Source organism: Flavobacterium sp. (genome assembly GCF_044361015.1).
In the GTDB taxonomy this organism is placed as follows: domain Bacteria; phylum Bacteroidota; class Bacteroidia; order Flavobacteriales; family Flavobacteriaceae; genus Flavobacterium.
This window is the reverse complement of sequence record NZ_JBIKJL010000025.1, coordinates 1-11,862: the sequence shown is the minus strand read 5'-3', so window position 1 is coordinate 11,862 and position 11,862 is coordinate 1. Positions and strand designations below refer to the sequence as shown.

12 protein-coding genes are annotated in these 11,862 nt (G+C 35.3%); 8 read left to right on the top strand and 4 right to left on the bottom strand.

Annotated elements, in window-relative coordinates:
* Nucleotides 1–73: 73 nt before the first annotated feature.
* From ACIQ2Z_RS07725 to ACIQ2Z_RS07710, 4 genes are all read left to right on the top strand, one after another.
* On the top strand, nt 74–250 hold the full coding sequence (locus tag ACIQ2Z_RS07725) for a hypothetical protein (protein WP_396183570.1): 177 nt from the start codon (nt 74–76) through the stop codon (nt 248–250).
* Nucleotides 237–482, top strand: a complete 246-nt coding sequence (locus tag ACIQ2Z_RS07720) for a hypothetical protein (RefSeq protein ID WP_396183569.1) — start codon at nt 237–239, stop codon at nt 480–482. Before ACIQ2Z_RS07725 ends, ACIQ2Z_RS07720 begins: the two co-directional genes overlap by 14 nt.
* Nucleotides 483–609: 127 nt before the next feature.
* Nucleotides 610–3,117 carry a PIG-L family deacetylase gene (locus tag ACIQ2Z_RS07715; RefSeq protein ID WP_396183568.1) on the top strand — a complete coding sequence of 836 codons (2,508 nt, stop codon included), beginning with the start codon at nt 610–612 and terminating at the stop codon, nt 3,115–3,117.
* Between the two features lie 115 nt (nt 3,118–3,232).
* A complete protein-coding gene (locus ACIQ2Z_RS07710) occupies nt 3,233–4,936 on the top strand; it encodes a sodium:solute symporter (protein ID WP_396183567.1) in 1,704 nt (567 codons plus the stop codon).
* Between the two features lie 70 nt (nt 4,937–5,006).
* On the opposite strand, the gene ACIQ2Z_RS07705 is transcribed toward ACIQ2Z_RS07710, so the two are convergent.
* Nucleotides 5,007–5,858, bottom strand: a complete 852-nt coding sequence (locus tag ACIQ2Z_RS07705; RefSeq protein ID WP_396183566.1) for a DUF2911 domain-containing protein — start codon at nt 5,856–5,858, stop codon at nt 5,007–5,009.
* Nucleotides 5,859–6,000: 142 nt separating this feature from the next.
* On the opposite strand from ACIQ2Z_RS07705, the gene ACIQ2Z_RS07700 reads away from it, so the two are divergent.
* The 4 genes from ACIQ2Z_RS07700 (at nt 6,001) to ACIQ2Z_RS07685 (ending at nt 10,104) form a co-directional block, all read left to right on the top strand.
* Nucleotides 6,001–6,468 carry a cell division inhibitor gene (locus ACIQ2Z_RS07700; RefSeq protein WP_396183565.1) on the top strand — a complete coding sequence of 156 codons (468 nt, stop codon included), beginning with the start codon at nt 6,001–6,003 and terminating at the stop codon, nt 6,466–6,468.
* Between the two features lies 1 nt (nt 6,469).
* Nucleotides 6,470–7,162, top strand: a complete 693-nt coding sequence (locus tag ACIQ2Z_RS07695) for an SDR family NAD(P)-dependent oxidoreductase (protein ID WP_396183564.1) — start codon at nt 6,470–6,472, stop codon at nt 7,160–7,162.
* Nucleotides 7,163–7,183: 21 nt separating this feature from the next.
* Nucleotides 7,184–8,470: a cryptochrome/photolyase family protein gene (locus ACIQ2Z_RS07690; protein ID WP_396183563.1), complete on the top strand. Its 1,287-nt coding sequence runs from the start codon at nt 7,184–7,186 to the stop codon at nt 8,468–8,470.
* Nucleotides 8,471–8,643: 173 nt separating this feature from the next.
* Nucleotides 8,644–10,104 (top strand): deoxyribodipyrimidine photo-lyase/cryptochrome family protein, encoded by a 1,461-nt coding sequence (locus ACIQ2Z_RS07685; RefSeq protein WP_396183562.1) that lies wholly within the window; start codon nt 8,644–8,646, stop codon nt 10,102–10,104.
* 1 nt (nt 10,105) lies between these two features.
* Here ACIQ2Z_RS07685 and ACIQ2Z_RS07680 read toward each other — a convergent pair whose 3' ends face one another.
* From ACIQ2Z_RS07680 to ACIQ2Z_RS07670, 3 genes are all read right to left on the bottom strand, one after another.
* On the bottom strand, nt 10,106–10,765 hold the full coding sequence (locus tag ACIQ2Z_RS07680; RefSeq protein WP_396183561.1) for an HAD family hydrolase: 660 nt from the start codon (nt 10,763–10,765) through the stop codon (nt 10,106–10,108).
* Nucleotides 10,766–10,869: 104 nt separating this feature from the next.
* On the bottom strand, nt 10,870–11,598 hold the full coding sequence (locus ACIQ2Z_RS07675) for a ThiF family adenylyltransferase (protein ID WP_396183560.1): 729 nt from the start codon (nt 11,596–11,598) through the stop codon (nt 10,870–10,872).
* A gap of 42 nt (nt 11,599–11,640) precedes the next feature.
* The coding region (locus tag ACIQ2Z_RS07670; protein WP_396183559.1) for a TatD family hydrolase at nt 11,641–11,862 on the bottom strand (222 nt) is incomplete at its 5' end.

The window sequence follows — 11,862 nt, the reverse complement described above, 5'->3', positions numbered from 1 at the left end:
GTTTTACCCATACTGATAACTGCAAAGAATACCACAGTTCGTTTTTGATTAATTTTTTTAAAATTAGAATAAAATGAAAACTGTCAATTACTTAACCCTTTTTTTGTTCCTTATTATAGGAACTATTGCAACAAGTCAAACGTATATCATAGAGTCTCAAAAAGATTTAATAAAACAATCGAAAGTTTCTTTAGATTCGACACGGTATTATTATTTTCCGAAATTAGAGGCTTACGATGTATATTTTTAAACGTAAAGGCGAATGGGTTACTGAATCTAACATTCCGGCAAATTATAGAGGCTATAGTTTATTCAATAAACGCTATGAAATTATAAACGGATTAATGGATAACGACACTCCGCAAGAATTTATTGAACAACACAGAAAAGAATATCCGCCTATTTTTAAGGCAAAAGACATGAAAATTAAACTAGACAAAGAGAAAAATAGTAGTTTTACCTATACTAGAATTGAGTTTTAAATTAAGTAAGGTAGTCTGAATGGAGTTAATCTACTTAGACTGTTTTATTTACTGTTAAAGAAATTCTAAATTAGCCCTCGAACATAGGTAATTTAGTATATTTGGTTTTTACAGAAAGCAAAAATCAATGGTTAAAAATTGCTATACCTTCCTCCTTTTTTTCTTCATATGGCTTTCGGCTATACATGCTCAACAACCTTCAAAACCTTCGGCCGTTGAAATTTATCATCAACTTGAAAAACTGAATTTTTTAGGTTCTGTGCTTTATATTGCCGCACATCCTGATGATGAAAACACCCGGTTGATTTCGTATATGTCTAATCACGTTCATGCCCGAACGGGTTATTTGTCGTTAACCAGAGGTGATGGAGGTCAAAATTTGATTGGTCCTGAATTACGTGAATTATTAGGAGTTATTCGTACGCAAGAACTAATTGAAGCCCGAAAAATTGATGGCGGTGAACAGTTTTTTACCCGAGCAAATGATTTTGGGTTTTCTAAAATTCCGGATGAGACACTTCGCATTTGGAATAAAAACCAAGTTCTGGAAGACATGATTTATATTATCCGGAAATTTAAACCGGATGTTATTATCAATCGATTTGATCATCGTTCACCCGGAACTACGCATGGTCATCACACGTCGTCTGCGGTATTGTCAATTGAACTGTTTAATCAGGTGAATGATGCTGATGTGTATCCAGAACAACTGAAATATACTTCGCTTTGGCAACCAAAACGGCTTTATTTTAATACTTCGTGGTGGTTTTATGGAGGTCGAGATAAATTTGAAAAGGCCGACAAAAGCAAATTAACTAATTTTGATATGGGTGTTTTTTATCCTGAATCAGGAAAATCAAATCAAGAGATTGCTGCTTTAAGTAGAAGCAGGCATCAATCGCAGGGTTTTGGCAGTACAGGAACCCGCGGAGAAGAAGTTGAATATTTAGAATTTATACTGGGTGAAAACCCAACGCCTAAAAATGCTGTTTTTGAAGGGATTGACACTTCGTGGAATCGTGTTCAAGGCGGAGATGCCATTGGGGTGATTTTGGCTCAAGTTGAAAAGGAGTTTGATTTTAAAAACCCAGCAGCCAGTATTCCTAAATTAGTTGAAAGCTATCAACTGGTTCAGAACTTGAAAGACGAACATTGGAAGAAAATTAAATCAAATGAACTGAAGAAAATTATTGCCGGATGTGCCGGACTATATTTAGAAGCCGTTGCCGAAACACAAAGTGCAACGCCGGGAAGTGTTTTAAATGTTAAATTGGAAAGCATAAACAGAAGTGCTCAAAAAATGACTTTGAATAGTATTACTACTACTCCAAATTCAACGATAGTTTTTAACGAAACAGCATTAGAGCCTAACAAAGCTATTTTTTCTGATATTGAATTAATAATTCCTTCTACGCAGGAATATACTTCTCCTTATTGGTTAAAAGAACAAGGAACCGTAGGAATGTATGCGGTTTCAAATCAACAACTAATTGGGATTCCTGATGTTATCAGAACTATTTCAGTGACTTTTTCAGTTGAAATTAATGGCGTCGTTATTCCGTTTGAAAAAGAAGTTATTTATAAATTCAACGACGAAGTTAAAGGGGAAGTTTATAAACCGTTTGATATTGTTCCGGTTGCAACTACCTCAATTCTAGATAAAGTAAAAATATTTAATTCAGAAAAAAGTAAAACCATTGGTGTAAAAATAAAAGCCGGAAAAGAAAATGTTTCAGGAACCGCTCATTTAGAGGTAAATTCAGGTTGGAAAGTTTCACCGGCTTCCATTCCTTTTCAACTTAACCGAAAAGATGCTGAAACAACGGTTTATTTTGAAGTAACTCCGCCTAAAAACAGCAGTGAGATTACTATTTCCAGTTATGCAATGGTTGACGGAAAAAAAGAAAAATATGAGCAAACCATCATTCAATATGAACACATTGCTCAACAACAAATACTTTCAACTTCAGAAGCAAAATTCAGAAAACTGGATTTGAAAACCAATTCAGAAAAAATAGCTTATATCATGGGAGCGGGAGATGAAGTTCCACAATACCTTTCGCAAATGGGTTATTCGGTAACTATTTTGAAACCGGATGAAATTACTTCAGAAAATCTTAAAAATTTTCAAGTTGTGGTTTTGGGCATCAGAGCTTATAATACGGTAGATGAATTAGCTTTCAAACAGCAACTTCTTTTTGATTTTGTTAAAGAAGGACATACGATGATTGTTCAATATAATACAAGTGGTAAACTTACCGTTAAAGACTTAGCCCCTTATCCATTGAAATTATCAAGAGACAGGGTTACGGAAGAAGATGCAGAAATGCGATTTTTAGAACCAAATCATCCGGTTTTGAATTATCCTAATAAAATAACTTCGAAAGATTTTGAAGGATGGGTTCAAGAACAAGGGTTATATTATCCGGATGAATGGGACGCAACCTTTACCCCTCTTTTGTCATCTAACGACAAGGGAGAAGAAGCAAAAAATGGGGGATTATTAGTTGCTTCACATGGAAAAGGCTTTTATATTTACACCGGTTTAAGTTTCTTTAGGGAATTACCGGCAGGCGTTTCCGGTGCATATCGGTTGTTTGCGAATATGATTTCTATTGGTACAAAATCAAATTAAAACCATGAAAAAAGAACAAAATAAAACATTGAAGAGCATATATATTTGGGTACTTGTAGCCAATGCTCTTTATATTATTCTGTTTTATATTTTTATGAAATACTTTTCTTAATTCATGCAAACACTTGATTGGTTTATACTCATTTTTTCTCTACTATTTATAGTGGTGTATGGAGCATGGAAAACAAAAGGAAGCCAAGATGTAAAAGATTATATTTTAGGGAATAACGAGAGTAAATGGTGGACGATTGGTATTTCGGTAATGGCAACACAAGCCAGTGCCATTACTTTCCTGTCGACACCCGGACAAGCTTTTCATGACGGAATGGGTTTTGTTCAATTCTATTTCGGATTGCCGCTGGCGATGGTTTTTATTTGTATCTTTTTTATACCTATTTATCATAAACTCAATGTTTATACTGCTTATGAATTTTTAGAAAATAGATTTGACCAAAAAACCCGAAGTTTAGCCGCTATACTGTTTTTAGTTCAAAGAGGTTTAGCTGCCGGAATTACCATATATGCTCCGGCAATTATTTTGTCTTCTATTTTGGGTTGGAATTTAAATTGGCTTAATTTCATACTTGGTGTTTTAGTAATTATATACACGGTTTCCGGCGGTACAAAAGCGGTGAATGTTACGCAAAAACAGCAAATGTTTATCATTATGTTAGGGATGTTTATCGCTTTTTATTTAATTTTAAGCTACTTGCCCAAAGAAATCTCTTTTGGCAATGCACTTCAAATAGCCGGTGTTAATGATAAAATGAATATTCTGGATTTTTCAATCAATCCTAATAGTCGTTATACTTTTTGGAGCGGAATTACCGGTGGATTATTTTTAGCTCTCTCCTATTTTGGTACAGATCAATCGCAAGTGCAACGTTATCTTTCGGGAAAAACTGTGAGAGAAAGTCAGCTTGGTTTGATTTTTAACGGTTTTCTTAAAGTTCCGATGCAATTTTTTATTTTGTTGACCGGAGTAATGGTTTTTGTGTTTTTTCAGTTTAATAAAGTGCCGCTAAATTTTAATCCAACCAGTCAAATTGCGGTTGAAAAATCTATTTATGCTGCTGATTATAAAAATTTAGAAGAACGATTAGCCTTGATTCAAGAGGAGAAAAAAATTGTGACCTTAACGTATGCCAAACAAATAAATATTGATGTTGATAATCCTGTGCTGAGAAAAAGAATAATTGCTTTATCTGAGAAAGAAAAAAACTTACGGGAAGAAGCTCAAGGCATCATAAAAAAAATCAAGCAGGAACCTAATGACAAGGATTATGTTTTTATCCATTTTATATTACAGTATCTGCCGACGGGACTTGTTGGTTTATTGCTTGCTGTGATACTCTCGGCAGCTATGTCGTCAACGGCTTCTGAATTGAATGCGTTGGCTTCAACTACGACTATTGATATATATAAGCGGAATTTTAAAAGTGAGAAGTCCGACAAGCATTTTGTCCAGGTCTCAAAAGTTTTTACACTTTTGTGGGGAGCTATCGCGATTTTATTTGCTTGTTTTGGAACCCTGGTAGAAAACTTAATTCAATTAGTAAATATTATCGGTTCTGTTTTTTATGGAACCATTTTAGGAATATTTTTAGTTGCCTTTTTTGTGAAATTTATTAAAGGCAATGCTATTTTTTATGGAGGAGTTCTCAGTCAACTTATCATTTTTATCATATACTATTTTACCATTCATATTTATCCCTCAGGTAAAGAACTTTTAGGCTATTTATGGCTCAATGCGATTGGTGCTGCACTAACATTAGGATTGTCCGCTTTGATTCAGGTTAGTATGAAAAATAAAAACTAAATTAAGTTTAAGGAAATAAAAAAATCCTATACTGAAAATTCAGTATAGGATTTATAGTATTAAAACCCTATTATTTTTTACTCCACTCGGAAATACTGTCTTTGTTCATTTTTACGTAATCTGCATTACCCGCTTTTTCAGCAGCTTCTAACGATGCTTTGGCCGTTTCGATAGCTCCTTTTTTATCGCCTAATTTAGCTTGAATTTGAGATTTTAAACGATTATACCAAAATGGAGTTCCTTTTTCAGCGGTCATTGCAACTGCTTTATTTACATATTCCAAAGCTTTAGTCATATCGCCATTTGATTGGAAAAAATATTGAGCAGAAGAAAAGTAATCACCCGCACTTGGTCCGGCTAACACTTTATCAATGCTTGCCATGGCTAATTTGCTTGTTGGAACTTCAAATTTAATGGCAACTAATGTTTTTTCCCAAGAAATTTCTAAATGAGCAAAATCATTTGCAATATTATTTAAGGAAATAGTGAACGTTTCCACATTTCTGGTTAAGGTTTCCGGTTTTACATTGGTACGTAAAGCAACTTTAGCTTCATCCCAGTTTTCAGGTGTTCCCCAATTTTCAGTATCTGTATAAAATACCACTTCCCAATTATCAGCTTTTGGTAATGCAAAAATGGCATATCTTCCTTGTTTCACTGTTTTACCATCAATCACAACATCATCTCCAAATGTTATCATTGAATTTTTATTTGCACCTGTTCTCCACATTTTCCCAAAAGGAACTAAATTTCCGAATACCGCTCTTCCTTTTGCACTCGGACGACTATAATCGATTTCAATATCTGTTAATCCGACAGATTGTTTAAAATTAGCTCTCGGACTTGGAGCCGGTGTTTTCACTTGTGCTCCCACTGTCATTGTTGCTACAAAAAATGTAAATGCTAAAACTATTTTTTTCATCTTTTAAAAGGTTTTGTTAATTTATCAAATTTACAGTTTCATTTTGGCACAAACTGTTAAGAAAAGTATAAATCGAAATTATTTTGTTTAATGTTTTATTATTTAAATTAAACAATATTGTACCTTTACAGAAAAATATAGCATGAAAATATATACGTTACACACTAAACAAAACCTCCCCATTTCATTACAAGAAGCATGGGATTTTCTTTCCAGCCCTAAAAATTTAAAAACCATTACACCTGATTATATGGGTTTCAATATTTTATCAGGAGCGGATAAACCAATGTTTCCGGGTCAAATTATACAATATATTGTTACTCCGGTATTGGGGATTCCAACAAAATGGGTGACCGAGATAACGCATGTTCAAAACAAAAAATATTTTGTAGATGAACAACGTTTTGGCCCTTACTCGCTTTGGCATCACAAACATTTTTTGAAAGAAATTCCGGGTGGTGTTGAAATGGAAGATATTGTGGATTATAAAATTCCAATGGGTATTTTAGGTCAACTTGTTCATCCGATTTTAGTTAAACCAAAATTGAATGAAATCTTTAATTATCGTCAAAAAAAATTAATTGAACTCTTTGGAGAATATAAAGGTTAATATGAAAAATATATTATTAATAGGTGGCTCATACGGAATAGGACTAGCCATTGCAAAAGAATTACAATATGAATGTAAAATTTTTATTGCTGCCAGAACGAATGAATTGAGCAGTGATTTGAATATTACCTATATTCCATTTGATGCCACTTTGGATGAATTTGATACTTCAAAAATACCGGCCGTTTTAGACGGATTAGTTTATTGCCCCGGGAGTATTAATTTAAGACCTTTTAAGGGAATCAAACCGGAAACGTTTGAAAGTGATTTAAATTTAAACTTTATTAGTTTAGTGAAGGTGATTCAATCGGTTTTACCTAATTTAATAGCTTCAGAACAATCAAGCATTGTGCTTTTCAGTAGTGTTGCCGCCAGTATGGGAATGCCATTTCACACGAGTGTTGCTGCATCCAAAGGAGCTATTGAGGGATTTGCAAAAGCGTTTGCGGCAGAATATGCTCCGAAAATACGTGTAAATGTGATTGCTCCTTCGTTGACCGACACTCCGCTTGCTGAAAAATTTTTGAACAATGATGTTAAAAAAGAAAAATCGGCGGAACGTCATCCGCTGAAACGATTTGGAAGACCGGAAGATTTGGCTCAAATGGCTCAGTTTTTATTGAGTGATAAAAGTAGTTGGATTACCGGGCAAATCTTTCATGTTGATGGGGGAATGTCGACGCTTTTGGTTTAAAATTGTTTAAGGTGTTTAAGGATGAATATATTTTGGTTTCGAAGAGATTTGCGTTTAGAGGATAATGTTGGACTATATCATGCATTAAACAGCACGGAAGAAGTATTGCCTATTTTTATTTTTGATGAAGCCATACTTTCACAATTGCCGAAAGACGACGCTCGGGTAACGTTTATTCATGAACTACTATCGACTTTACAAAAGCAATTAAACCTGCAAGGAAAATCACTTGCGGTATTTCATGGGAATCCTTTAGAAGTTTTCAAAAACATTCTGGCAGAAAATAGTATTTCAGCGGTTTATACCAATCATGATTACGAACCGTATGCCCGAAAAAGGGATAAGGAACTGAATCAATTGTTTAAAGAACATTCTATCGAGTTCAAAACCAGTAAAGACCAAGTAATTTTTGAAAAAAGTGAGGTGGTGAAAGACGATGGTTTGCCCTATGTGGTTTATACCCCGTACTCGCGAAAATGGAAAGAAAAGTTTAAAACCATTTCTTTGATAGACTATCCTTCCGAAAATAAATTGGATAAAATTACGAATCACTCCTACCCTTTTCTGAGTTTGTCCGACATTGGATTTGAAGCTTCCAAAATTAAAGTTCCACCTTTCGATGTCTCGGATCATTTAATTTCGAATTACGAAGGTACCCGCAATTTTCCTGCAGTAAAAGGCACTTCGATGTTAGGTGCTTACCTTCGATTTGGAGCCGTCTCCATAAGAAAAATGGTAGCCAAAGCAATTGAATCTAAAAACGAAACTTTTTGGAACGAGTTGATTTGGCGGGAGTTTTTCATGCAAATATTGTGGCATTTTCCACATACCATTCAAAAGAGTTTTAAAGAAAAATACGATGCGATTCAATGGAATAACGATGAAACTGATTTCAAAAATTGGTGCGAGGGTAAAACAGGTTATCCCATGGTCGATGCCGGCATGCGAGAGTTGAATGCTACCGGTCATATGCATAACCGCGTTCGTATGGTCGTTGCGAGTTTTTTGTGTAAACATTTGTTGATTGATTGGCGTTGGGGCGAAACCTATTTTGCTCAAAAATTGTTTGATTACGAACAAGCAAGTAATGTGGGCAATTGGCAATGGGCAGCGGGTTCCGGAGTGGATGCGGCTCCTTATTTTCGAATTTTCAATCCAGCGGAGCAAATCAAAAAATTTGACAAAGATTGGAAATACATCAAAAAATGGGTGCCCGAAGTGGAAACCTCAACGTATACTCAACCAATTGTGGACCATAAGGAAGCTCGTGAAAGGTGTTTACGGATTTACAAGGAAGCGGTTGGATAAATTTAAACCATTAAAATAATAAGACGCTCCGCTTTATTAAATTAAGTAGATACAGGTTTAACCGCAAAGAGCACTAAGAAAAAACGCAAAGCACGCAAAGTCAATCACCCTTAATGAAACTAATTACCTTAGTGGTTTTATAAAAAAACTTCATTTTCAAAAAGAATATAAAAATGAAAATTGTTTGGTTCAAAAGAGATTTGCGATTATTTGATAACGAGCCTCTCTTTCGGGCGATAGCCGCTGATGGGCCAACACTTTTGCTCTATATTTTTGAACCTTCTTTACTTAATGACCACCATTATAGTAACCGGCATTTTGATTTTATCAAACAGTCGTTGGAAGAACTTCAAAAACAATTAAAGCCCTATCAAACGGAAATTTTAATACTTGAGAGTGAAGTGGTTGACGCGTTTGAAAAAATCAATCAAATGCAGCCTATTTCAACCATTTATTCCCATCAAGAAACAGGAATACAGCTCACTTTTAATCGCGACAAAGCAGTGATGGCTTTTTGCAAAAAGCACAAAATCGTTTGGAACGAATACATTACCAACGGAGTCAAACGAGGATTATCAAACCGAGCGACTTGGAAAGATGATTGGTGTGAATTTATGGATTTGGAACCTTTCCCTTTTCATCCTAAATCAAATTCGTTTCTTTCTGAAGAACTAGTTGATGCAATCGGTGCACAATTTACATTAGTTGATTTGACTACTTCCAAAAATACACCTTTTCAAAAAGGTGGCACCTCCACCGGTCTGAGGTATTTGGACTCCTTTTTAAAAGAACGGGTTGTAAATTATAGTAAACACATTTCCAAACCGGAATTGGGGAGACACAGTTGCAGTAGGATTTCGCCTTACATTGCTTGGGGAAACTTATCGATGCGTCAAGTGTGTCAATTAGCTTTAACCTATCGAGACCAAAATAAAAATGTGCGTCAAATAGATAATTTTGCTTCCCGTTTGCGGTGGCAAGCCCATTTTATTCAAAAATTTGAAATGGAATGCCACATGGAATTTATTTCGGTAAACAAAGGCTACCGACAATTGCACCAACCGATTATTCCCGAATTTCATCAAGCATGGATGGAGGGTAAAACCGGAGTTCCGCTGGTTGATGCTTGCATGCGGTGTTTGAACAGCACGGGCTATTTAAATTTCAGAATGCGTGCTTTGGTGGTTTCATTTTACACCCATCATTTGTTTCAACCTTGGCAAAATTGTAGTCCGCATTTAGCTCAACAATTTCTCGATTTTGAACCTGGCATTCATTATCCGCAAATTCAAATGCAAGCAGGCGTGACCGGAATTAATACCCTACGCGTTTACAATCCGGTAAAAAATTCTTATGAACACGACCCGGAAGGAATTTTTATCAGAAAATGGATGCCTGAACTTTCCAAAATTCCAACTGAATTCATTCATGAACCTTGGAAATTAACTCCCATTGAACAAATGCTATATGATTTTGAAATTGGAACCGATTATCCATTTCCGATAGTAAATCTTGAGGAGGCACGTCGGTTTTCAAGTGATTTCTTTTGGTCGATGCGGAAAGAAACAGAAGTCAAAAAAGATGGCATTCGGATTATTGAAAAACATACGTTACCGGACCGAAATGCTCAATAGTTTATGACTTTAAACTACGAATTTTTTCAAAACTCAATTCATTAAAATGACTGATCACTTCATCAGCTAACGAATAATCTTGGAGTTTTGAGTGCACACTTTCATATCCAACACAATAAATACCTGCAGCTTTTGCGGCAATAATTCCATTCGTACTATCTTCAATCACTATACAATTTTCTACAGGCGTTTTTGCTATAAAAGCAGCTTGTTGAAAAATAGCAGGATGCGGTTTTGATTTCGGAAAATCTTCTCCAGAGACTTTATGTTTGAAGTATTTATCTAAATCAAAACGATTAAAAATACGTTGAATAGTTACATTTGCAGAAGAAGAAGCCAAAATCAACTGCATTCCGTTTTGATGCAACTCTTTGATTAAATCTTCTACTCCATCCAATAAATACAAATCTTCCTTGCTATCGAAAGCGTCGTTAAAAAGAGTGCGTTTGGTTTCCACTAGTGATTGAATGTCGGCCTCCAAATTATAAATTCCTTTCAAACGCTCGTAAATATTTTTGGTAGAATTGCCCGTAAACGAAGCATACATTTCAGGAGAAACATCGATGTTTAGTTGTTTGAAATGTTGTTGATAGGCGAAATGATGTACCGGTTCGGTGTCTACAATTACGCCATCCATGTCGAAGATCACTGTTTGTTTCATAAGGTGCTGAGGTGCTAAGGTACTAAGGTGCTAAGGTGCTAAGGTTTTATAGTTATAAAGTTTAATTAGATTTTTCAATAAGAAAAACTCAGTGCCTTAGCTTCTTAGTCCCTTAGCACCTTTTTTTCCAACAAATAAGTCACCACTGTTTCGGCCGCATGCAAACCAAAAAGGCCGGGCATCCAACTATTGGTTCCGTAAAAGGATTTTTTGAAATTATTTCCGTCTGTTAGTTTTAAACTTGATTCGTCTTGGATTTCTGAGGAGAAAACAACTTTCAGTTTGTCAATTTTTACTTCTTTTAAACGTCGTTTCATTGTTTTGGCTAAAAAACAGTTTTCAGATTTACTGATGTCGGTTACTTTTACTTTTGAGGCTTCCATCTTTCCTCCTGCTCCCATGCTGGAGATTATTTTGACTCTTTTTCGCTTGGCTGCAATTATTAAATTTAATTTTGGGGTGATGCTGTCAATGCAATCTAAGACATAGTCAAATTCTTCTGAAACGATTTCCATTGCTCTTTCGGGAGATAAAAATTCTTCTACGCGAACTAAATTTAATTCGGGGTTAATGTCCATTAATCGATTGCCAACGATTGTTACTTTGGGCATTCCTATTGTTGAATGCAAGGCCGGTAATTGACGGTTTATGTTGGTGATGTCGACTACATCGCCGTCGACAATGGTTATGTTACCTACTCCGGCACGGACTAAGAATTCGGCGGCGAAAGAGCCGACTCCTCCTAATCCTACGACTAATACGTTAGCGTTTTTTAATTTGTTTAATCCTTCTGTTTTAAATAAGAGCTGTGCTCGTTCTTGCCATTTAGCCATATCGGTTGTCTGTTATCCGTTGTTGGTTGTCTGTTGTTAGTTTTACAAATTGCGGTGAAAAACTTTGTCGAAATTTGTTTTTATGATGGACTTCATTTCTTCAATTTCTATGTTTTTATAGTTTGCTGCTACTGCATAAACTTCTTCTAATGATTCTTCGATGGTGTCGGTTTCGAGGAAAAATTTATCGTTTGGAATGGATTGAAATACGGTTTTTAATTCCGGGTTTCTGATTAAATATTTTCCAAATGAGAGATAGAATCC